Source organism: Bacillus sp. L_1B0_5 (assembly GCF_000836715.1).
Lineage (GTDB): Bacteria > Bacillota > Bacilli > Bacillales > Bacillaceae_G > Bacillus_A > Bacillus_A thuringiensis_S.
Window position 1 is genome coordinate 1 of sequence record NZ_JXIS01000094.1, and the last position, 24,084, is coordinate 24,084.

Here is a 24,084-nt window from a genome sequence, read left to right on the forward strand (position 1 = left end):
TTCTAATTGATTATTAAACACTTTTAAGGCCTCGGTTAAATCCTTGTTTTGCATTCGTACAATTGTATGACGAATCAGTACAAATACAAAAGCAATACAATTTCCCGTAATCAATGTAGCTGAAGAAGTTTGTTCTTTCAAAGTAAAGCCAATTAAGACTGCAACTGCAAGATAAGGAAATATGACAAGAAGTTTCTCTCCAAATGTTGGATTGACAATAAAATAATTTCTTTTAGAAGAAGTATTCTTTGGAATTGTAGCAGCAATAGCGATAAATAATAGGAAAACTCTATACAAACACCTTAATAATATAACTGAACGATCTGACAAATCATCTTGTAAGTAAAAATATAAGTAGTCCGTAATAGCCAATCCAGTTAATACTAGGATAAAAATAAACAATTTACTTTTTGCATTGAAAATAGCAGGTCGAAAGATTAGTGTAACTCCAAGTAATAGAAGCAATAAATCTATAATCGGAAAAATAAATGAAAGAAAAACATCTCCAATTGAAAAGAATAAGATATTTGCAGAAGGTTTATTAAATAGGTACCACTCTAATGTAAAAATAGCAGTAACAACAATGCATAAATCACAAAGTAAATACGCTTTCTCCCATTTGTTACATTCCATCATAATTTTATAAAAAAACGCAAAGAGAAAGAAAAATAAGAAAAACAACAAAAATACATCAGAGATACTAAAATTTTGTATTGGTAATTCTACATTAAGTACTTGAAAAGCAGATATGAAATTTCCTATCAGGAAACACCCTATCGCAATAATTATGCAAATCCAGAATACTCCTAACTTAATTTTTCTGGATAATATAGAATACAGTAATGAAATAAATACAGTAGTTTCAACAACTAAAGATGATAGCCGGATATTAAAATCTGATACGAAATAATGATTCGGAAGAACAAATAAAAATATACAGCAAAAGCTTATATAAGCTATTAAAGCCAATATCAATACATAAAATTGCACATATGCATGTTTACGCAATGGACTCACCTTCTTGAGTTTTTTCTATACTTTTATTAAGAAATGTCTTGATAGTGGCACAACTCCTACTAATTAAAATGTGTGCTACCTATTATCCATATTATGACCTTTTTAAAAGATTTTTTTCTACATACAACAGTCTTATTAACTTTTTGTAGATTTTTACAATTTCCAATACTGAGGATTCCAAAAAGGATCAGTTAAAAAATGTAGTTTTTCAAGTATTTGTGCATCGTAAATTTGGATTGTACAACTTATCTACTCTTTAAATATGAGATAAAATCTAATCCTCTATTGAATTATAGTTAGTTGCTAACTGTCACACTTAAAAAGGAATGAAAATATACTATCTTTAACATAGAAATTCGAATTAGTTTTCGAAACCAACTGTAACAATTATAGTTACAACTTAGATTGATGTCAATTTCATCTTTCCTCCTTACTCAAAGAATTATAAATAATCTAGGATTAGGTGAAGCTGATATTGCATCTCTCTAAAAAGAATGTTACTCTAAAAATAGAATTATGAAAGGAATGATGGATGAATAATGATTAACTAATTTATATTTTAAGTTGAATTTTATAACTTCAAACTACAAAATATAGGGTTAGTCTATCCATTTTTAAAATTCAGTTCATACTTTATTTGTCATGATTCAAATGATTAATAAGTACTTATTAAGTATAGACGAAAGACTAATCCTTCCGATTACAATTGGGGGATTTTTTTATTCCCGTTTATGTTAGTTGGAACTTATTAATTGTTAAATGTACCTAACAAATAAAGGAGCGAGAAAAATGAGTACTTCAGACACTATTGTTACACATGTAATGCTCTATATAAGTCGTTAATATCCATCAAACTTATATAGAGCAATTAAAAAATGGATGGATGTTCCGACTTTATACGAAACGTTTCGATATATAAAGGAGGAATTATTATGTCAATGATAAAAGTCCAAGATTTAACTTTTTCATACCCAGGTAGCTTTGATAATATTTTTGAAAGTGTAAACTTCCAAATAGATACGGATTGGAAGCTAGGATTTATCGGTAGAAACGGACGAGGTAAAACGACATTCTTTAATTTATTGTTAGGGAATTATGAGTATGGTGGGAAAATCCTTGCTTCGGTAGAATTCAATTACTTCCCCTACTCTGTTGCAGATAAGAACAAATTCACTCATGAAATCCTTGAAGAAATTTGTCCCCAAGCAGAAGATTGGGAATTTCTGCGTGAGATATCCTATTTAAATGTTGATGCTGAGGTCATATACAGACCATTTAAAACATTATCAAATGGGGAACAAACAAGGTGTTGCTTGCTGCACTGTTTTTAAATGAGGGCCAATTCCTATTAATTGATGAACCAACAAATCATTTAGATACTGATGCACGAAAGATAGTCTCTGATTATCTAAGGAAGAAAAAAGGATTTATTTTAATTTCACATGACAGAATCTTTTTAGATGGGTGCGTTGACCATATCCTATCTATAAATAGAGCAAATATTGAAGTTCAGAGTGGTAACTATTCTTCTTGGAAGTTAAATTTTGATAGACAGCAAGAGCACGAAGAGGCTACAAATGAGCGTCTACAAAAAGACATAGGGAGATTAAAACAGTCTTCCAAGCGTTCAGCAAGTTGGTCTCATGATGTGGAAGCTTCAAAAAATGGAACGAGGAATTCAGGCTCTAAGTTGGATAAGGGGTTTGTAGGTCATAAAGCAGCCAAGATGATGAAAAGAGCAAAAAACCTTGAATCAAGACAACAAAAAGCTATTGAAGAAAAGTCAAAATTACTAAAAAATGTGGAGAAAACTGAGTCCTTAAAATTGGAACAATTACAATTTAAATCAAATGAATTGATTACTTTGGTTGATGTGTCCGTTAAGTACGATAACCAAATTGTGAATGATTCGATTAGCTTCATAGTTGAACAAGGTGACCGAATTGTACTTGATGGAACGAATGGGAGCGGAAAAAGTAGTATCCTAAAACTAATTCTAGGACATCCGATACAGCATACAGGCTTAGTTATTTTAGGTACAGGACTCATCATTTCCTATGTCCAACAAGATACTTCTCATTTAAGGGGATCGCTATCAGACTTTATTGAACAGCACAAGATTGATGAGACCTTATTTAAATCCATCCTACGTAAGATGGACTTTGACCGAATTCAATTTGAGAAAGATATATCTCATTATTCTGGTGGACAAAAGAAAAAACTGCTTATCGCTAAAAGCTTATGTGAAAAAGCTCATATATATATATGGGATGAACCACTAAATTTTATAGATATCTATTCCCGTATGCAAATCGAAGAGCTTATTCAACAATTTAATCCCACAATGGTTATTGTTGAGCATGATAAAGCATTTCAACAAACAGTTGCAACAAAAACTATATCTATGTAGCTCAAAACGAATATTTGAAAATATAATCAGCAAATTGAGTCATTGAATTATAAATACTTTAATGACGTGTTGAAAAAAGCCTAATTTCTCTACAATACATTGAGAAATTAGGCTTTAAATAGTAATAATAGAATTCATATACACTGAATAATTTACACGTTAGGTTTATCTGTTAATGCAGTAACAATCCTGTTCACTAAGTCTTCTGGCATCCATTCATGATTTGTATCATTCGTTTCATTTGGCCCTAAAGAATCAATAAACTTTTTAAACTTTGGAAATAAAACAATAGAAGTGATCCAATGTATCGTATGATTTATGGAGAAGAAATGAAAAACTCCTTGCTTTTCACCCTCCTGTAATATTTCTTTTAACTGTTCAAAATTACCTATGAAATACGGTTTAATCTTTTCTAATCGTGCACTTTCCTTAATAATCTCCTCATATGCCAATGATCCAATTTCAGGGTTCTCTTTTATATGTGTAGTAAAAACCGTTAAATATTCTCTAAGGGCATTGATAGGATCAAATTGATTCTTCTCAAGAAAATTGGGTAGCTCATTAGCAAGACCATATTTCTTAAACACCTCATAATATAGGTTTTCTTTCCCATTAAAATAGTAAGAGGCCATAGCAACATTCACTTTCGCTTCTTTTGCAATTTCTTGTATGCTCGTACCTTCGTAGCCACGCTCTCCAAATTTTTTCTTAGCAGCCTTTAAGATATTTTCCATCGTCTGCTCTCGAGATTTCCCCATTTCACACACCTCAAATAGTATATATTTCACTTCAAAAACCCAATAAGGACTTTGAATAGAGTATCTTTTTAATGAAATTTAATTATATATTTAAAGTGATAACTTAACAACCGATGAGGTTCTGATTACTTTAAACAATATCCCCTTGCGTAGCATCAATAGCTTTCAACTACTTTACGCTCTTTTCTAATTGAGTAAAAGAATAGACAAAAAACATCTAATTTCATCTTAATTTCGTGCGCGAATAAAAACATAATAAGGACCAAAGTTTATTTATTTTATAGATAAACTTTGGTCCTTTCGTTACATTATACAGATTTAAAATAAAGTGAAACTTTAATCAGTGGGGGTTTTGTTCATCCCCCACTGATTATTAGGTGAACCAATCGGGCTGCCCGTTAATGCGGGATAAACTAGTATACTCGTATCTTGATGAGATAATTATCCATCAATCGTCCATCATTTTCTGACTAAATCTGTTTAATCTCGATATAAGGTCCTTTAATGTTTAATTTGTTAATATCATTAGATATATTGCCTACAGTTGATTTTTCATTAAAAGTATAGACCTTTTCACCATTTACAAAGATACCCCAATTTTTATCTTCGTAACTGATACCATAACCAGCATTGCTAGACGTAGCTTTGAGTTGATTTCCATTCATTGAAAGAGATAATTTCCCTTTTCCTTTGTTAAGTTTATCATTCACGCTGTTGATACTATTCATTTGTTCTTCAAGGGCTTTTTGGTTATCAAGAGTAACTTGATGATTTTTCCAGTCTAATTTATAGTGGTTCGTAAAGAATTCATTATATGTATCTTTATTATTTGTTCCCCACCATTTTGAACTTACCCATTCGATATTGTACTGATCTGAAATTCTACGATTTGTTATTTTTAAATCTGATGTAGTTTCTGTTTTATCAGCAGTAATAACCGCTACTACGTTTGGAGAAAAACCATATCCTGTTAAAGCTGGTACTGTATCTTTTGAAACAAAATTATTCGTTCCTTCATTATAACTACGTGATTTCATAAATAGTTGATTACCATAGAAAGTATTGAATGAATCACGATTATAAATTCCCCACTCTGGGAAATTAAATGATTGGAATCCTACTTTCCAATTTAATTTTTTATCTGTGTGAGTCTCTAATACCGTTTTATAATCTACTTGATCATAAGATACACTTTCTTTCCAAGCAAAGCTACCTGTGATACTTGCATCGGCATTTGGCCCTTTATCATTTACTCCTACTTTAACACTTCCACCAAGTGTATACCCTACCTCAGAAGTGACCTTTGCTGAAGTCATTGTATTAACTGGGGCAGCTTTATGGAATTGAGCACTATCACCACTTGTTATTTCTGCTTCAGTATGATAGGCTGATGGCCATTTTAAACCTGCGTTATAGTATCCGCTATTAATTGTATATTTAGCATCTATATTACTACCATCAGTGGTAACAATTGCAATCTTTTTATCTGCGTAAGGATCCTCAATAAAAGAAACTTTTATTGAATTTTTGATATTCTGCTTCATGTCATAAGTAGTTTTAAAACTATTATAGACCTTCCCACCATTTTGAAGATTTTCCACAGTTCCTTTAGAATCTGCAAATGCAGATGTTGCTTGTAAACCAAATGATCCAGACATAATAACGGACACTACCGCAACGCATTTAGCTATTTCTTTTGCTTTTTTCATACAGACAGCCACTCCTTCTTAAACATTTAAAAGATATAAATATATTATTTCTAGTTCACAAAAATAGAGATAGATTCATAGCCATACAATATAGAAATTCATTAACTTTTATGACACTAACTAAAAACACATGTTTCACTAATCTTCCTCTCACTATTATTGATAACTATTATCAACATTATTAAAACATAAAATAACGATTTAAACAACAATTTTAAATACAAATTTAAAATTGTTGTTTGAAAAACTGCAAAAAAATTATAGAATTCTTCATTTCGAGAATTACTATATTTTCAATTACTTATTACAGCCTATATTCAGATACATTATTTCCTTTCCATTCATAATAATCTAAAATTCCTTCATAAATGGCTTCTGCTGCAATTTGTCTGCCATTTTCCGTAGATAATTTACTGTAATCAATACCATTATCTATAAACGCCAGTTCCGTCAACACAGCTGGCATGTCATTTTCTCTTATAACATGAAGGTCTCCATGTTTAACTCCTCTATCTCGTGTTTGAAGTGCCTCTACTAAACGTGTTTGAATTTTTTCCGCTAAAACACGACTTTCTTCCACATGAGGATTTGTTTTTTCGGATTTAGAAGATTTATAGTAATATGTTTCTGTCCCTTTTGCATTACCATTAAAAGCATTTGCATGTACGCTTATAAAGATATCACCCTGATTTTTCTTAGCAAATTTAACACGTTCCTGTAAAGAACTTTTTTGATCATGTCCTGGTCTATTATCAGATTGACGAGTTAATAAAACTGTAAATGGTGTATGCTTTTCAAGTAATTGTTGTAGACGTAAAGAAGTGTCTAGTACAATCTTACTTTCAGGTAATCCCTTTGTGGATTTCCCAGGATCTTCGCCACCATGTCCAGGATCAATAATGATTATTTTGCTTTCTAATGGGTTTTTTGGACGATGTTGCATCATATCTGTTTTTGCAGTAAGTTGAGCAGCTTCAGCACGTGTTATAAATCTATTTGGTTGCCAACCGTTCTCAGTACCATTAGAAATTTTCAAACCGATTAAAATATTGGCATATTTTTCTCCCCAATGGCCTTTTAAATCTTCAAATTTAACCTGCTCGTTATGATTTGGTGTGCTTTGTAGTTTATATGCATTTACTAGCATCGTAGCCATAGCAGCGCGAGTTACTTTTCCGGATGGATTGAAGATTCCATTACCCTCACCTTTAACAATACCAGCTTTTTCAGCAGCAGCAATATACGGAGTAGCCCAGTGGTTTTGTGAATCTGTAAATGATGGTTTTGCATTAGAGTCAATTTGTATACCTAAAACTTTTGTCATAATTTTTGTAGCTGAAGCTCTGTCTAATGAGTCATTTGAACCGAAAGTTCCGTCTGGATAGCCATTCAATACCTGTTTATCAACTAAATAATTAACGGATTTGTCCGCCCATGCAGGAACATCTGGGAACTTATGAATATTTGCAAATGTATTAGATGAGTAGGATAATAAACTTCCAGCAAGAATTCCTGTAGCAATTAATTTGTATTTCAAAATGAACACCTCTATCAAGTTATTACAATTTGGTAAATATATCATTTATAATTAATCTTTAAATAATACGACCTTGAATAAAGAATAGATTAATTCGTTAATATTAATATATAACGGATAACGAATTTAAAATCGAACTATTACTCTAAAAATAATCCTCGGACATACACTTATAGATAGAGATTATTAAATATACTCACCAACATCGTGTAACCAGTATAGTTACTTATACATACGAGTGTCAATTAAAATAACCTTACAATTTTGTAAGATAACCACCTTAATAGTAAACCAAGTAATTATTAAATATTATAAATAGTTACTAGATATAATAAAATAACAATCTTAAATTTTGAACAAAGACTAATTATTTTAATAGGAAAATAACTTATAACCACCGCATTTTCAACAATGCTTTTGAATCCTACTTTACTCTATAATTCTCTGTTATATCCCAACGTGAATGCTCCTATAATATAGGCGATTGCTGCAATGAATACTAGTATTTCCTAAAAAAACATCTCTAGAAGCCACCTAAAGTAGCCTTTATTAATACACTCACACAATCCATCTTTTCACTCCCTTAAGACATCCTCAAATTTTACAAGGACTGAAAAAAGAAGAGGGATACCTTCCCTCTTCACCAAAAAATTAAAAAACACCTTAATTTATATCCCCTGCCTTTTACAATCTCACGTCTATTGATAGCCAGTTTAATTCTTCAATTCTATTTTCATAGATTCATGTATTCTTCTAAAGTCTGCTTTTGTTTATATATATTTTCAGCAATATCTCCTACATAGCGAATATGCCAAGGTTCATAGGCATAACCTGTAATACTTTCCTTTCCCTTAGGATAACGAATGATAAACCCTGCGCGATGCGCGTTTTCTTTCAGCCATTTTCCTTCCTTCGTATTAGCAAAGGATAACTCTAGTTCATTGTTCGCACTTTTAGAAGAAACGTCCATTGTTAACCCTGTTTGATGTTCGCTATGTCCTGGTTTTGCCGAGAAGCGATCCGTATGCTCTTGTCCTTTTCTTTTCACATTGTTTGCATACAGTCGTTGTTGATAGTCATAGGAACGAAATCCCGAAACAGCATTTAACTGAATCCCCTCCTGCTTTGCTAAATCAAATAACTTTTCCAGTGCTTCTGCCGCCTCTTTACGGAGGTGGCTCTTTTCTACCGTTCCACTAAATGAGAATGGTACATTTGGTACAACTAAATCCTCTGGTTTATAGTCTTCGGGTAATCCATATTCCTTATTAACTACAGCCTGTATACTAGCAAAAGAACTTTCATTGTATTTTGATTGCCCTTTTCCTCTACTATCTTTCTCTTTATTTATGGAGTTTTCACGAGATTCATAGTTCGTCTTATCTGGTTCTTTACCAATAGATTGATTGGTGTAAATTATAAAGATACCTAACATCATAATTACACAAATGAAAATCCCTACTAATTTAAGTCTCATTATTCATTTCCTTCCTGCAACTCTTACTATTTCTCGTTCATAATATCTCAACCATATCAAATTCATATTAATTTGAAGTGAACTTTTGTTCTTACCATATTTCTTAATAGAAAGACTGTATATCCTTCTATTTGTTTGACATCATTAAGATGCTCACAAATATAAATAAATTCTATTCCTACATATAGATAAAAAATCTAAAAATTTATATAATAAGATTAGAAGTGTAGCGTATTATTATTGAAGGGTCTTGGTATAATGCTAGGCATTAATGTAAAAAAAACAAATGAAGAGTTAATTATTTCATGGCAATTGGCGGAGATTACAATTCCATTACGTGATGTGATTGAGATTACCGAAGATGCTACCTATGCTGGTGTTGAGGAAGTAGATGTCATACGTATTGGAACAGCTTATGGAACAACAGACCGTATTTTAATTAAAACAGTAAAACAAAATTATGTATTATTTACTACAAATAAATTTGCTATTTTAAATGCCATTCACGCTTAAATATAGGAGTCTTCTTGGCTAAAATGATAAAAATAAGCACATCTTGTTATAAAAACAGATGTGCTTATTTTTTAATTTCTATGCATTTTTACGTTTTAAGAAAATCACTCCACCAACAATTAACAGTAATGCGCCTGCAGCCATAGAGATCCAACTTGTAAGATTAGTACCTGTTTGCGGTAACCATCCAATTTTAGATTGAATTTCTTGCTTAGGTTGTGGTTGTTCTTTTACTTGCTCGTTAGGCTGCTCTGGTGTTGGAGTATTTTTATCTGAATTTGGCTGTTCTGGTTTAGGTTGTTCCGGCTTTACCTCTTTAAATTTCACTGTTTGTCCCTTATCTTCAATTTCAGCGTGGATAGCTACTAATATATTATCTTGATACAGTTCTTCAAACACTACTACTTCTTTACCTTGTAATGCAGAAGCATTAAATGTGAAATCTAGTGTGATAGAACCATTCTTCTCTTTAGCAATAAACTTAGATTCTACTGTTACTTCTTTACCATCAACTAATAATGGCTTGTTTGTTGCTTTATCCATTAGTTTACCTTTTACAACATACTCTTTACCCACGATTAAGTCTTTGTATTCCACTTTATCTTGGATTGTTACAGATTTAGAAGCGTCTAACTCTTTAGAACCATCAGCTTTGTTTATAGCTGTCGTTTTAATAGAAGGTTCTACAAATCGAACTGTTTGACCTACATCGTTAATGTCAGCATGCATTGTAATTACTTGCCCTTCATGTAATAAGTCTTCAAACACGACTACTTCTCTTCCTTGCTGTTCAGCACCAACAAAAGTAAAGTCTAATGTTACAAAACCGTTCTTTTCTTTTGCAGTAAACTTCGTTTCAGCTGTTACTTCTTTTCCATCAATTAATAATGGTTTGTTAATAGCTTTGTTCATTAGTTTACCTTTTACAGTGTACTCTTTACCTACAACTAAGTTAGTATACTCCACTTTGTCTTGAATAGTGATAGAATCCTTTGAATGAATCTCTTTTCCACCATCAGCTTTGTTTGTTGCTGTCGTTTTTACTGATGGCTTAACGAACTTAACTGTTTGACCTTTATCATTGATATCAGCATGTGTTGTAACAGTTTTTCCTTCTTTCAATAACTCTTCGAATACTACTACCTCTTTTTCTTCTAAACCAGTTGCATCAAATGTGAAGTCTAATGTAATAGAGCCATTTGCTTCTTTTGGTGTAAACTTCGTTTCAGCTGTTACTTCTTTACCATTTACAACTAATGGTTTATTAGTCTCTTTATTCATTAATTTACCTTTTAAAGTGTATTCTTTACCTACTTGTAGGTCTTTGTATTCCACTTTATCTTGGATTGTTACAGACTTAGACGTGTGCATTTCTTTTGTGCCATCTGTTTTATCAGTAGCTGTTGTTTTTATTGAAGGAATCTTTTCATCTTTGACAATGTGTTTAATGATTTGACCATTCTCTTTAATTTCAAAAGAGAACGTTTCTTCATTTAATACATAACCTTTTGGTGCAACAGTTTCTTTATATGTGTATTTTCCAAATGGTAATTTTTCAAATTTAGCGATTCCTTTATCGTCTGTTTTTCCTTTTACTACTTCTTTTCCTGTTTCGTTATAAATCGTAAATTCTGCATTTGGAAGCTTGTTATTTCCATCAGCTACATCTACCTTTGTAATTTCTAGATCACCTTTGATAAGATGATTAACTGCCAATAACTCAATAATCTTCCCATGTTCCTTTATTTCGAACATAATTGGTTCTTTAACAAGAACGTAACCATGTGGAGAAGCCTTTTCTACAAATGAATATTTACCATACGCTAAATCTTTGACGTTAATCTCGCCATTTTTATCTGTCTTATATTCCCCAACTACTTTTCCACTTTCATCTTTCAATTCAAATACTGCACCTTCTAATTTTTTGCTAATATCTTCATTATCTACTTTTAGTAATTTTACACTACCTTTCACTTCGGTATTTTCCACTGTAAAAGTAAGTGTTTTATTGTGCTCTTTAATTTCAAAAGGATACTTTGTTTTATTTCCAATATATCCATTAGGTGTTTTTGTCTCTAAGAAATAATACTTACCATACGTAAGACCTTCAACGTTTGCAATTCCATTTTCTTTTGTTACTACTTTTTGCACTTCTTTTCCATCTTCAGTAAAGACTGTGAATTCAACATTTGGTAAAACCTTTCCTGAATCACTGAGCTTTTTAATTTCGATGTTACCTTTTACTTTGTTATTTACTATTTGGACAGCTCCTGTTTCTCCTGTCTTAACTTCAATAGTTTGTGGTTTATCATCTGAAACATAGCCTGTTGGTGCTTTAATTTCTTTTAATGTGTAAGTACCAATTGGTAAGTTGTTTAATTCTGCCATACCATCAGCACCAGTCGTAATTTTTCCAACTGATTCATTATTTGCATTAAAGACCTCAAATACTGCACCAGCTAAAACTTCTCCACTTTCTCCAACCTTTTTAATTTTTAAAGAACCAGCTGCTTCCCAATTTACTGCAAGATCACTACTAAGCTTTTCTTCATTTCTTTCTAATAATACTGTAGCGTTCTGAACAGTATCCGTACCACGGTAAGCAATTGCTTGAACTTTAGTTAAATTAGCAGCTACACTTAAATTAAATTCACCCGTTTTTGTATTCTTAGGAATTTGGATACGAAATTTTTCTCCAACTGAAAGCTGATCTTTCACTTCTCCATTTTCACTAACAATTCTAACTCCATTAGGTGCATTTTTCGCTACTACCTTATAAGAACCACTCTTAGCATTTGTTTGTACTGAATATAGATTTGTTTCGAAGAATTCACCCTTTAATTCTGCTTTTTGCTTTTCAGCAGGAATCACATTCATAAAAACATCTTGAGTCTCTTCACTATTGTTAGCATTACTAATAATAGCCTTAGCTGCTTTTTCAACATTTTTATTCTCATGTTTTAATTCATTTACATCGAGTTGACCTAATGCATTCCAAACCGCAAGTTGCGTTGCATAATGCGCTTCATTTTTATTAGCTACTCCCAGCTGTTCAGCACTTTTTTGTGGGAAACCATTTAATAAGACTCTATATACTACATTATCTGTTTTCCCCATTTCAGGAAGATCTTCACCATTTGGTGATTTTAATCCAAGAGTTAAGCAATAAGCAATTTGACCACTTGAATTTTTAATCATTTCAGTGCGAATGTACTTACCTAGACTATTACTATAACTCCAGTCCATTGAATATTTCTCATGCGTCATAACCTCTGCACTAGCCCTAGGTAAAAATACATTAAGGAATAATGCCAGTACTGATAATAATGTAAAAACTCTTATAATGACTCTCTTACCCAATTTTGTAACCTCCCTAGAATAAATTAATCCGAGTATATATCGCAATATCTAAAACATTCACGATCGACCCGATTATCATTATAAAACAATAAATTACAAATATTAAATAATTTTAATGAAATAGTCAAAAAATTTACACATTTTATTATTTATCAAGTTTTTTAACGAATTTACTATATACAAATTCTAAAACACGCCTACAAGTTAAAAGACAAATATGTATGTTAAATATATAAATAGCAATTCCTTCACTTCAGTTATTAAGCTTTCCCACTATTAAAAATAGCCTTTTCATTTTCTGGTTAATCCGAGTAATTTATACACCTCTTTTAATCTATTAATTCTCTATTACGCTCCTTCATTGAGATATAAGGGTGACTCCTCATTTTAAGAATAAAGTAAAACTTTATTCAGCTCGATCCCCATCTAACTTCTTTACTTTCATTGAATTTTTGGGCGTGAGTCTTACTGCCCACAAATAGCGGGATACATTATGCAACATTGCATTTGATAATCATTTTCAATGTAACTATAATGATTACAGGGTTACTGTTAATCCAATATTCTACATGGAGGTTTTATTATGTTTAAAAAAATTATTGTATCTTCTATGGCGCTTACTATGTTCGGTGGAGCTGCAACTATGCTAGAGGTACCTACTGCTCAAGCAGCTTCTTATAACTCAACATCATCCTCTTACTTTGATGTTACTCCTGAAGAGGCCGTGGCTTTCTATCAATCTCAAGACTATAAAAAATTAAAAGTATTTTTGGATGACTTTGAAGCTAGAAACCCTTATACTCCTGGTGGAGGCTACGCTCAAGGTAGTGTACGTATGCAAAAATTCAACGATGCTCTTAGAGATGCCAAATTAACAAATGTCTACCAAGAATTTATTAGAATCTCATACTACAATCATTATCCAGAACCAAAATAATAACAACGGATAAAGTGAAACTTTAATCAGTGGGGGTTTTGTTCATCCCCACTGATTATTAGTTGAACCAATCGGGCGTTTACTGGCAGTTGATGCGGGATTAAATGTTTATTATTTCTATAACTTAGCCTAATTTTAAATGTATAATCTAAAAATAATTACTAAAAACCACTCATATAAGGGTGGTTTTTCTATTTCCCCATATCATTTAGCGGAATGTTACATCATCTTTATTTTGATATCTTTTATAGTAGACATTCTCTCGTTGACACAATCTAGTAGGTTAGCAATGGAAATATCAAAATGTATTTATAATTGTTTTCTGTTTAATAGCAAAAAACGAACACCCTCTCACAATTAGATAAGGTGCTCGTTTTCATTTTTATCGGTAATTCTCAATTCACTTTAGCTTCTTTCCAATAAGTAAAGATTAAATTAACTTAAAAACAAAGCGTTTTAAATTTAATTCATAGATCTTACTGAAACTTGGAATTGCCCCTTAGAACCATCATCATTTGAAACGTAAATTTTATATGTTCCATTCGGTAATGGAGATAAAGCATTCCGTACATTTGTAACATTAATTTGTTGTTCTCCAGGTTTTATATAACCACCAACAATTAGCTCTGTATTTGGACCTTTTACACTATATCCCATTGTATTTTGACCATTATTTTTCATAGAGAAGCTTAAGTCAGTACTCCCATCATATACGAAAGAAGTTTCAGCCTCGCCACTATAATCCATTGTTTGGGTTAATAATAAGTCTGCAGAAACATGTTCAACTACATCAATTGGATCATTCGTTTTGTGTACTTCTTCAGCATAAGTATTATTCCCTAACACACCAAGTGTTAATGCTGAAACTACTCCACAACTAAGCACTAGTTTATTTAACTTCATTTTAAGTTCCCCCTTGATGTTTGTATTCTATTACCATCATACATCCTTTTCCAAGTGCGTTTTTATGTAATAATTCATATCTATAAACCTATATATCTTAACTTCTCATCTTAATAGTTATTAAGAAACCCACATAGATAAAGCTACAATATTACGCTTCATAAAAAACATGTAAATTTTAAAGTCTTTTTCTAACAAAGTTTTATACGAGTAAGTACTAAAATACTCACATAAATAGCATTTCTATTTCAGATAAAATGTACTAATAAAATTTTTCTAAAATTTCACTTTGTAATTTGATATATTCCATGTTAATATAACGAAGGCTACAAAACAGGAGTCACCACGCATATCATTTTCACAGAATATTCATACTTAAAAAACCTTATTTTATCAGTAACTCAATCCAAATTTTACCTATACAAAAGTTAGTTTATAATTTCATATGTACATAAATTTAAATAGATTTTTTCTATTTTCCTTATCAATTTTAATACGAGTAATATAACAGCATGTTTTTCAAGTACCCTTCCTTTTTTAGATAAAAAGTCTACTAATACTAAACATCTATGTCCAACTCATACATAATTCTACTTACAAACTATCGGAGATGCAAAACTATGGGAATTTCTACTCTTTTATTAAATACCTTTATTATAATAATTTGTATCCTTAGCTATCACGTATTTTGGCTAGAGTTTAAAGAAAAAACAACATGTAATAATATGTTATTTTCTATCCTTTCCTCCATTGCTATTATTTTTTGTATGACTTTTCCTTTTCATTTACATGTGGGATTTATTTATGATTTACGTTTTATTCCTATAATATTAGTTTTTCTATATGGAAATACAAAAAACATTGTTTTTATAGGAATTTTATATCTTTCTTATCGGTTTTACTTAGGCGGAAATGGCGTTCTTCCATCATTTATTATCTTCACTATTATTTTTGGTATAACAATGCTCTTTCGTTACTTATTACCTATGTATGTTAAAGAAAAAAAAGTATTATTAAGCTTATTCCTTATTTTAGTATGTACAACTTCCCTTTCTATTTGCGGTATTGTAACTCAAATAAATACAGGAGGGAAAATAGACTCTACTCTCATAGAATTTTTATTAAATTACATAATCATTAATATTTTCACAGTATTATTATCAGTTTATTTAATAGAGGGAATGATCGAGAAATATAAAATGAAAGAAAAGCTACAACGGGCTGAAAAATTTTATATAGCTAGCGAACTAGCAGCGTCAATTGCACACGAAATCCACAATCCACTAACCACAGTACATGGATTCACTCAATTATTAAATGAAAAACATGCCTCAAAGCTATCTCAGGATCAATACTTAGAAATCATGTTAATTGAAATGCAGCAAATACAATCTACTATTAATAACTATTTATCTTTAACCAAACCACAGAACACCCTAAAAGAGAAAATAGATATTAATCACATTTTAAATCAGGTGAAAGATACTATTTCGCCACTCGCTCTATCATACAAAGTTGAAATCAAACAAAATAGTACAGATTCCTTTTATATAAACGGGGACCCCGAAAAATTCAAACTCTGTCTAAACAACATCATCCAAAACGGAATTGAGGCTATGAAAAATGGTGGATTATTACAAATAAATATACAAAAAGTAAAAGGAAATATCATAATTGATATTATTGATTCAGGAATTGGGATGTCATCTCAACAAATAAAACGAATTGCTTTGCCATTCTATTCAACAACAGAAAAAGGAACTGGACTTGGTACTATGATTGCTTATAGTATTATTAAAGAATTAAACGGAGATATAGAGATAGAGAGTAACTTAGGTAAAGGGACACGCTTTTCTATTAGTATCCCTTACTAATGCGATAAAAATTTTCTGTTTAGTTAATTACATAAATGAATTTTAAGAATCCCGCTAGCGCTAGCTTACTTATTAATTATCTTAAATTCATGTGTGTTAATTAAAAATAATAAGGATCAGGGCTTATCTATTGTTACAGATATACTCTGATCCTTTAGTTTAATTCAATTAAAAACACTTAATATTTATAACTTTTCTTACATCGTGATGAAATACTAGTTCATCGACTTTATCTCATTTACTGATTAGATTTGTTTAATGTAAATATAACATCTCTCGACACTTAATTTGTTATTATCATTATAGACATTTCCTACAGTTGTTTTTCCATTAAAGTACAGACCTTGTGCCATTCATTGAAAAAGACAACTCCCTTTTTACTACTTCACTTCCACCGTATAATTCCCTGTCCCCCCGCCATACTGATACACATGTAAATAATACTTCCCTGGATACGTGTAGTAACTACCTACTAGTTTATTCCCTTGCTGCTGAGCATACGTAACATAATTATTTAAATCTGCTTCAGAATAAAGTACCCAGTTCATTCCGATATTATTTTCATTCGTTACGTTAATTTGAAGGTTTTTAGCAGTCTCCACATTAATTTCAAAGAAATCACTTGTATCGCCATTTCCTAAACTAGCACGTAAGACTTGATTTAACTGCAGTTTGTTTGCTGTTTGGAATGAGTTATTCGGTTCTTTTTCTACACTGTTATCTTCTTTCTTTTGAACAGTTACAGTCGCTGTAGCAGTATTAGTTGCTCCTTTATCGTCTGTTACCGTTAATTTCGCCGTATACGTTCCTTCTTTTATATATACGTGAGTTGGATTTTGCTCATTACTTACAGTACCGTCTCCAAACTCCCATTTATATGAAATAATTTTCCCGTCTTCATCTTTTGATCCGTCGCTTTTAAATGAAATTGCTTCATTTACATTTCCACTATACGGACCGTTTATAACCGCAACTGGCGCTTTATTCTCTGCACCTTCTTCTGTATTAATACCGTGGAACACAACATCATATTCAAATTGTCCTGATGCATTCACGCGATAATTTACGAAGTATGCTGTTACTGTTTTATAACCTGTCCATTCTTTTGCACTTAAACGTTTTAACGTATCATTAACGTTTTGTGTAATTGTTTTCCAGTCTTCATATTCTCCTTTTGCTGCAGTTCCTGTATATGTTCCTTGTAGTGTGAATGTATTAAAGAACTGTGATTTATTTTTCTTCACTGATACATTTTTCAATTTTGCTTCCGCCGTTATTTCTGCCGCAATATCTGAAACTGGTTTCGGTGCATGATTTGCTAAATAATCGTCTGATACTAATGGCACGTTATATTTCTCACGATTATCAACTAGCATTTGCATATAGTCTTGATATTCTTTATTTAAATTCGCATCTTTACTTAATGTAGAGCGATATGCATCATATGCTGTTACATCATTTTTCCTAATAAGATCATGTATTTTATCAAACATATCATATCTCTTATTGTACATATAAGATTGTAAAGCAAAGGAATAATTATAGAAATCCCACGTTCCATACTTTGCATTTAACGTTCGCTCTGCCGTATAACGCTCTGCTGGATTTGAAGATAATCCTCCTATAATACTCTTTCTCGGTACAACATTATCCGTTCTCGTTGCCCCTGCAAAAAATTCAGCATTCCCTTCTTCAAACCAAGATAATCTTTCATTTTCATATATTTTTCCTTGTCCCCATAACCCTGGTACTTCATATCTACCTTGTAAATAATGTGTGAACTCGTGTCGGAATAATTCTTCTAAACTATAAATACTTTCTTCTGGCGTACGCTCATAAGTAAAGAACGTACCTATTCCTTCTATATAAAGACCACCGTTATTCGTTTCATATCCGTACAATTGACGATTAAATTGATATTCTGCTGGGCTATTATAAATAACCATCGTTAATACATCATCAGGATTTCCTTTTTCTAAAGGTTGATCACTTTCAACCGTACGATGGAATTGTGCCTTCACTTCTTTTGCCGCCCAATATAAACGTTTTACTTTTTCTTCTGTCACTTTATCTCCAGCTTTTAAAACAATTGCCCCATCATCAAACGTATACGTTTTTGGCAAATATTTTTTCTTTCCATCTTCTCTTATTTGATCTAAATTCACCACTTTACCATTTGCATCTTTTCCGCCATAATTCGTTGCGATTTGCTCAGCAGCTACGAAATATTGCTCCCCTAAATACGGATAAATTTTCATCGCATCTGTTACAACTTGTAACCCTTTCGTTCCTGTACTATGGAACGTACCGAGTCTACCTGTATAATAAATGCCATTATTAATAAGCCAACCGTTTTTTGCTGTAATCGTTCCCATTAATGCAAAACGACTTAATTCATTAATATAACTATCTATTTTCTGATACCATACTGTATCTTTCGGTGCTTTCCTCGTATCGTACAAATACGATTGAATGTCGTAGTCAACACCTTGCATAATATCGTAAATAGCATTTCCAGCTGAAAGATTATCTACTAATGTAGAAAAATTATCATTATATTGTTTAAAAATTTTTGCAGCTGATGTTATCGTTTCCACATCACTCGAAGCGTTTCCTATTAACTTTCCGTATGATGATACCACTCTATTTTGCTCTAATGTACCCAGCTTGAAATTTGAATTGTTAGCCATCGCTTTTAATGCAGGTAAGCATTTATCATGATAACTTCGTTCATTTAATTTACTAAGTTCCGAATTATAAAATCCTAAATAAAATCCTGAACGTAATACCTCTACTAATGTCTCAATCCCTTTTGAATCATCCTTCGTATAGGCTTGTCCTTGCTGCTTCAATTTATCAATAATCGCCTGCATTCTACTATCATTTTGATAGAATGCTAGACTGTCTGTATTAAACTGAAATAACCCCGTAATCTGCTCCCAATCAATTGTTACAAGTAAATCTACTAACTGCTGATTGCTTAATTGATTTAACTCAGCAATTGTATAAGTTTTCGCTACAGCTAATTGCTTACTTTCCTTTTTTACCTCAGGCGGTCTTTGTGATAAATCGGCAAATTGTAGCCTTTTCTCAAAAGACTTGCTTTCGAGCACTTTCGATGAATGAGCTAATTCTTGTACTGGTAGTTGTACACCGACTGGCTCCATTTTGAGCACATTTCGATAAGAAACTTGCTCTCCCTTAGTATCTTCTGCCAAACTTACCCCTTGAAAACTCCCTAACATTAAACTAGCAAAACTTACCCCTACTAACATTTTTTTTAAATAGCCTTTCATACTCTCCCCTACCTTACATTTTCAGTGTCCCGCTCCATTATTTTACTATTTTTACTTTTTGTCCTGTATTGAGAAAAAATAAGGTAACGTTCACACATGTATCCATTCCATGTAAAATTAACGCTTGACTTTCCGTGCATTTTATATCAAAAAAAGATAGATAATAGCAAAATTCCTGCTACATCTATCCTCGTTTTCAACACTATGATTTTAACTTTATAAACGTAACTTCCGGTAATGTTTGCATATACTGAATAAACTCATTCTTTTCTTCTGACGATATATTTTTCAGTTGCATCCCTACCTTATAAACAGTTTCTGTACCTTGCTGTGAAGCTTCTACTTCATATGAAAGTATTGGAATACCTTTCACCTGTAGTGTTTCTAATATTTGTTGTACTGCTTCATGTTTATTTACAAACATTTGCACTGTTATATTTTGTGGAAATAAAAATTGCACTTTAAAAATACGACTTACAATTTCTAAACCAATTAAAACGAGAATCGTCGCTCCAATCCCTACTACATACATGCCAGCCCCAATTGCTAATCCAATTCCTGCTGTGGCCCATAAACCAGCCGCTGTCGTTAATCCTTTCACCGCCTGCTTTTGAATAATAATTGTGCCTGCACCTAAAAAGCCAACTCCACTAACGACTTGTGCTGCAATACGACTTGGGTCTAGAGACATATGCTCTTCAAACACAATATCTGAAAAGGCATATTTCGAAACAACCATTATTAACGCACTTCCTACCGCTACGAGGAAATGAGTCTTTAATCCAGCTTCTTTCGATCGAATTTCTCTTTCAATACCAATCATTGCTCCTAACAAGCCAGCAACACCGATTCGTATAATAAAATCAAAATCTACACTCACGGGCACTTCCCCCTTTCATTCATTATAGATAGATAAAACAAAAATTATCACAAACATCCATTTATCGATACGAAAGAATACCACTAAAACAAACTTAATACTCCGACCGTTTTATGTTAATATTTTAAATATTAACATAAAATAAATAACTTCTAATTTTAAACCTCCACTAATTTTCTAAAAAAACAAAGGTGAATTACATGAAATTAGGTTGAGAAAGTTTAGAAAACGCTTTCATTTTGTGTCATAATTTTTTTATAAAAACTACATAACTAAAGGAGCTTACTAACAATGAACGTCTCGTTACTTACACCTACTACTGATTTACAAGAAGAATACTTAGATTTCTATAACGAATGGAAAGATAGCGGTGAAACAATGATCCCGTGGGTTATCACAAAAAATCCTGCCAACTTCCCAGCTATGGTTCAAGAACTTCTCGATGCGCATAACGGAATAAATATCCCTGAAACTTGGGTACCAGATTCTACATATTGGCTCGTTACAGATAATAATAGAATTGTCGGAGCTGTTAATATACGTCATCGTTTAACTGAACATCTATTTAACGCTGGCGGTCATATTGGTTATGGCATTCGCCCTTCTGAAAGAAGAAAAGGTTATGCTACGAAATTACTAGCATTATCATTAGAAAAAACGAAGGAATTAAACATCACGAAAGTACTTGTCGTTTGCGACGCAGTGAATACCGCTTCTGAAAAAACAATTTTACATAACGGCGGGATTCGTGATGATGATTTCACTGAGGAAGATGGGAATATAGTAAGAAGATATTGGATTGAGCTATGAATGATCAAAAAGAAGCGAGAAAGTGATTATACACTTTCTCGCTTCTTTTACACTGTTTCTATTTCAAACTGCACTGTAATACCACTTGGATCTACTACCGCAAACCCATTTGTAGTTTCATTTATTTCATGTTGTTTTTCTATTAATCTTTCTTTCACTTCATCTAATGCTTCTTTATGCGGTAGTACAATCGCATATACCTTTAGTCCAGTTGCATGTACTGGTGGGTGTGGATTGTTTACTCCGTTCCACGTATTTGCACCAATATGGTGATGATATCCCCCTGCTGAAATAAATAAGCAATCCTCTTCACGCTGTTGTACTTCAAAACCTACTGTTTCCACATAAAATTCATGTAATTTCTCTACATCAGCTATTCGTAAATGTACGTGCCCAACGACAGTATTAGCAGGCAAACCAGCAAACTCATAATCAACGAGTGTTGCCAATTCTTTTAAATCAAGTGGTGTACTTCCTCCTGGCCCTTCTCCCCATTGATCGCGCGGACGGTCTGCATAAATTTCAATACCATTCCCCTCTAAATCTTGCAAATAAAAAGCTTCGCTATATGTATGATCACTTGCACTATTAAACCTTGAAATTGGTAAAATTTCATTTGAATATGTATAACGCCCTTCTTGCTCAGCCGGGCTGTCAATTACATTCTTATTACGAAGAACCCCAAATAGCGTAGAAGCAAAAGCTTCACGAGTCGGAACTAAAAAGGCTACATGATATATACCAGTCGTACGCGGTTCTTGCAGTACCCCGTCCTCTAACTTTTCAAGAACAAGTAACGCGTTCTTTCCACCTTTTCCAGATAAATATGCTTTATTTCCCTCTTGCTTAATTACCTCTAAGCCTACAACATTTTCATAAAAAGCAATTTGACGCTCTAAATCTTTCACTTTAAATTCAACATGACCAATACGTGTTTTCGGATGAATTTGTACCATGAATAACTTCCTCTCTAGTTTCCTTTAATTTTTTATATCAGTTGATAGGCGATAACTCCATTCAACGAATACACCTTAATTTTGTTTTTTCGTAGCATCAACTTTTAGCCATTTTTTCGATATATCACTTAATGTGCCATCTTGCTCTAATTCTTTCAACGCTTTATTTATATCTTCTAACTTTTCACTCTTTTTTGCAAATGGAAATGCAATCTCTCCCCATTCAAGTGGACCAAATCCTATTTTGACGTTGTCCAATTTCGCCTTTGTTATAGTTGTTTCTACTTGAACTTTATCATTATAATAGGCATCGACGCGTCCAAGTCCTACTTCATTCAATTCCGCTGTCGGATCCTCTGAGAACGTTTTAATTGTAAAAGCATTATTTTTATTTAATGCTTTTAATTCTTGCTCTCCAGCTGTACCAAGCCCGACACCTACAGTCTTACCTTTTAAATCTTCTAGCGATTTAATGGTATGATTATCTTTCTTCACCGCGAATACAGAACCAGAATACACGTACGGAATTGAAAAATCATATTTCTTTTTTCTTTCCGGAGAAACTGATAGTTCATTTGCAATTGTATCAATTCGTCCTGAATCTAATAAGCCAAATAATCCCTCAAAATCAGAAACATTCCATTCTACTTTATACCCAGCCTTTTTAGCAGCCGCTTCAATAATTTCAGCATCAAAGCCTTTTACTTTCTCACCTTCTTTAAAAATAAATGGACTACGACCTGCAGATGTCCCAACTTTTACTACTTTTTCATTTGTTGTTTCGCTTGCTGTATTTGAACCACAAGCTGATAAAACTCCAACTGATACTGTTAATGCTAATGTTAGTAATAATGATGATTTCCTCACAATTCTTCCTCCTAAATAACGAAATGATTGCCTTCTTCTGAAGCATTCAATTGTCGTAAAAACTTTTTCGTACGTTCATTTTGTGGGTTTCGGAAAATTTCTTCTGGTGTTCCCTGCTCTACAATAATGCCATCAGCCATAAATATAACGCGATCCGCCACCTCTTTTGCAAAATTCATTTCATGTGTAACAACAACCATCGTTATGTGCTGTCTTGCCAAGTCTTTAATAACTTGCAATACCTCATTCACCAATTCTGGATCAAGTGCGGAAGTCGGTTCATCAAACAATAATACTGCGGGATTTAAAGCCATTGCCCTAGCAATACCTATCCTTTGCTGTTGCCCTCCTGATAACATTGTTGGATAAAAATCTTCTTTATCAGCTAAGCCTACTTGTTTTAATATTTTTCTCGATATTCCCTTTGCCTCTTCTTCACTTTTTTTCTGTACAACCGTTAATGCCGTTGTAATATTTTGCAATGCTGTTTTATTTTTAAATAAATTATAATTTTGAAAAACCATTGCCGTTTTTTGACGCAATTGTATTATTTCTTTTTTATAAAGTCTCTTCGCATAAATCTCTAAATCTTCAATTCTAATACTGCCATCATTCGGTTGTTCTAATAAGTTTAAACACCTTAATAATGTCGATTTACCCGAACCAGAAGGTCCAATAATGACTACTACTTCTCCCTTATTTACAGTAAGTGAAATTCCTTTTAGTACTTCATTATGTTTGTAAGACTTATACAAATCTCTTATCTCAATCATATATATC

The 24,084-nt window shown here is 32.3% G+C and carries 15 protein-coding genes and 2 pseudogenes; 5 read left to right on the forward strand and 12 right to left on the reverse strand.

Annotated elements, in window-relative coordinates; translation table 11 throughout:
* A pseudogene (locus RT27_RS24920) lies at nucleotides 1-1,008 on the reverse strand (GGDEF domain-containing protein); the annotation flags it as partial.
* A 941-nt stretch (nucleotides 1,009-1,949) separates the two neighbouring features.
* Here RT27_RS24920 and RT27_RS24925 point away from each other — a divergent pair.
* Nucleotides 1,950-3,427: pseudogene (locus RT27_RS24925) on the forward strand (Lsa family ABC-F type ribosomal protection protein).
* A gap of 152 nt (nucleotides 3,428-3,579) precedes the next feature.
* On the opposite strand, the gene hlyIIR reads toward RT27_RS24925, so the two are convergent.
* From hlyIIR to RT27_RS24945, 4 genes are all read right to left on the reverse strand, one after another.
* Nucleotides 3,580-4,185 carry a hemolysin II regulator HlyIIR gene (hlyIIR, locus tag RT27_RS24930; protein ID WP_016080734.1) on the reverse strand — a complete coding sequence of 202 codons (606 nt, stop codon included), beginning with the start codon at nucleotides 4,183-4,185 and terminating at the stop codon, nucleotides 3,580-3,582.
* Nucleotides 4,186-4,655: 470 nt separating this feature from the next.
* A complete protein-coding gene (hlyII, locus tag RT27_RS24935; RefSeq protein WP_043937930.1) occupies nucleotides 4,656-5,894 on the reverse strand; it encodes a hemolysin II HlyII in 1,239 nt (412 codons plus the stop codon).
* Between the two features lie 304 nt (nucleotides 5,895-6,198).
* Nucleotides 6,199-7,431, reverse strand: a complete 1,233-nt coding sequence (locus RT27_RS24940; protein WP_043937931.1) for an N-acetylmuramoyl-L-alanine amidase — start codon at nucleotides 7,429-7,431, stop codon at nucleotides 6,199-6,201.
* 733 nt (nucleotides 7,432-8,164) lie between these two features.
* Nucleotides 8,165-8,908 (reverse strand): M15 family metallopeptidase, encoded by a 744-nt coding sequence (locus tag RT27_RS24945; RefSeq protein WP_029442983.1) that lies wholly within the window; start codon nucleotides 8,906-8,908, stop codon nucleotides 8,165-8,167.
* Nucleotides 8,909-9,166: 258 nt separating this feature from the next.
* On the opposite strand from RT27_RS24945, the gene RT27_RS24950 reads away from it, so the two are divergent.
* On the forward strand, nucleotides 9,167-9,421 hold the full coding sequence (locus tag RT27_RS24950; protein ID WP_000900689.1) for a hypothetical protein: 255 nt from the start codon (nucleotides 9,167-9,169) through the stop codon (nucleotides 9,419-9,421).
* Nucleotides 9,422-9,499: 78 nt separating this feature from the next.
* On the opposite strand, the gene RT27_RS24955 is transcribed toward RT27_RS24950, so the two are convergent.
* Nucleotides 9,500-12,781 (reverse strand): VaFE repeat-containing surface-anchored protein, encoded by a 3,282-nt coding sequence (locus tag RT27_RS24955; protein ID WP_043937932.1) that lies wholly within the window; start codon nucleotides 12,779-12,781, stop codon nucleotides 9,500-9,502.
* A gap of 583 nt (nucleotides 12,782-13,364) precedes the next feature.
* On the opposite strand from RT27_RS24955, the gene RT27_RS24960 reads away from it, so the two are divergent.
* Nucleotides 13,365-13,718, forward strand: a complete 354-nt coding sequence (locus RT27_RS24960; RefSeq protein ID WP_016080730.1) for a hypothetical protein — start codon at nucleotides 13,365-13,367, stop codon at nucleotides 13,716-13,718.
* Between the two features lie 462 nt (nucleotides 13,719-14,180).
* Here the strand turns inward: RT27_RS24960 and RT27_RS24965 are convergent, their stop codons facing one another.
* A complete protein-coding gene (locus RT27_RS24965) occupies nucleotides 14,181-14,621 on the reverse strand; it encodes a hypothetical protein (RefSeq protein ID WP_043937934.1) in 441 nt (146 codons plus the stop codon).
* A 620-nt stretch (nucleotides 14,622-15,241) separates the two neighbouring features.
* Here RT27_RS24965 and RT27_RS24970 point away from each other — a divergent pair.
* Nucleotides 15,242-16,495, forward strand: a complete 1,254-nt coding sequence (locus RT27_RS24970; protein WP_043937936.1) for a HAMP domain-containing sensor histidine kinase — start codon at nucleotides 15,242-15,244, stop codon at nucleotides 16,493-16,495.
* A 380-nt stretch (nucleotides 16,496-16,875) separates the two neighbouring features.
* On the opposite strand, the gene colA is transcribed toward RT27_RS24970, so the two are convergent.
* Both colA and RT27_RS24980 read right to left on the reverse strand, forming a co-directional pair.
* On the reverse strand, nucleotides 16,876-19,791 hold the full coding sequence (colA, locus tag RT27_RS24975) for a collagenase ColA (RefSeq protein ID WP_043937938.1): 2,916 nt from the start codon (nucleotides 19,789-19,791) through the stop codon (nucleotides 16,876-16,878).
* Between the two features lie 202 nt (nucleotides 19,792-19,993).
* Nucleotides 19,994-20,671, reverse strand: coding sequence for an MgtC/SapB family protein (locus tag RT27_RS24980; protein ID WP_016080727.1), 678 nt, complete (start codon nucleotides 20,669-20,671; stop codon nucleotides 19,994-19,996).
* Between the two features lie 291 nt (nucleotides 20,672-20,962).
* Here RT27_RS24980 and RT27_RS24985 point away from each other — a divergent pair, with 291 nt between their 5' ends.
* Entirely contained in the window at nucleotides 20,963-21,481 is a 519-nt protein-coding gene (locus RT27_RS24985) for a GNAT family N-acetyltransferase (protein ID WP_029442988.1), read from the forward strand.
* Nucleotides 21,482-21,528: 47 nt separating this feature from the next.
* On the opposite strand, the gene RT27_RS24990 is transcribed toward RT27_RS24985, so the two are convergent.
* The 3 genes from RT27_RS24990 to RT27_RS25000 all read right to left on the reverse strand — a co-directional run bounded on the left by RT27_RS24990 (nucleotide 21,529) and on the right by RT27_RS25000 (nucleotide 24,077).
* The gene (locus RT27_RS24990) at nucleotides 21,529-22,437 is read right to left on the reverse strand and encodes a VOC family protein (RefSeq protein ID WP_043937940.1); all 909 of its coding nucleotides are present in this window, start codon (nucleotides 22,435-22,437) and stop codon (nucleotides 21,529-21,531) included.
* Nucleotides 22,438-22,512: 75 nt separating this feature from the next.
* A complete protein-coding gene (locus RT27_RS24995) occupies nucleotides 22,513-23,304 on the reverse strand; it encodes an amino acid ABC transporter substrate-binding protein (protein WP_029442990.1) in 792 nt (263 codons plus the stop codon).
* 11 nt (nucleotides 23,305-23,315) lie between these two features.
* Complete coding sequence (locus tag RT27_RS25000; protein WP_016080723.1) at nucleotides 23,316-24,077, reverse strand: amino acid ABC transporter ATP-binding protein; 762 nt, start codon at nucleotides 24,075-24,077, stop codon at nucleotides 23,316-23,318.
* Nucleotides 24,078-24,084: the final 7 nt, after the last annotated feature.

Bases quoted from the DNA above. Each gene is read 5' to 3' on its own strand.
- RT27_RS24950 (WP_000900689.1), top strand. From the start codon at position 9,167: ATGCTAGGCATTAATGTAAAAAAAACAAATGAAGAGTTAATTATTTCA.
- RT27_RS24965 (WP_043937934.1), bottom strand. From the start codon at position 14,621: ATGAAGTTAAATAAACTAGTGCTTAGTTGTGGAGTAGTTTCAGCATTA.
- RT27_RS24970 (WP_043937936.1), top strand. From the start codon at position 15,242: ATGGGAATTTCTACTCTTTTATTAAATACCTTTATTATAATAATTTGT.
- hlyIIR (WP_016080734.1), bottom strand. From the start codon at position 4,185: ATGGGGAAATCTCGAGAGCAGACGATGGAAAATATCTTAAAGGCTGCT.
- colA (WP_043937938.1), bottom strand. From the start codon at position 19,791: ATGAAAGGCTATTTAAAAAAAATGTTAGTAGGGGTAAGTTTTGCTAGT.
- RT27_RS24985 (WP_029442988.1), top strand. From the start codon at position 20,963: ATGAACGTCTCGTTACTTACACCTACTACTGATTTACAAGAAGAATAC.
- hlyII (WP_043937930.1), bottom strand. From the start codon at position 5,894: ATGAAAAAAGCAAAAGAAATAGCTAAATGCGTTGCGGTAGTGTCCGTT.
- RT27_RS24945 (WP_029442983.1), bottom strand. From the start codon at position 8,908: ATGAGACTTAAATTAGTAGGGATTTTCATTTGTGTAATTATGATGTTA.
- RT27_RS24990 (WP_043937940.1), bottom strand. From the start codon at position 22,437: ATGGTACAAATTCATCCGAAAACACGTATTGGTCATGTTGAATTTAAA.
- RT27_RS25000 (WP_016080723.1), bottom strand. From the start codon at position 24,077: ATGATTGAGATAAGAGATTTGTATAAGTCTTACAAACATAATGAAGTA.
- RT27_RS24960 (WP_016080730.1), top strand. From the start codon at position 13,365: ATGTTTAAAAAAATTATTGTATCTTCTATGGCGCTTACTATGTTCGGT.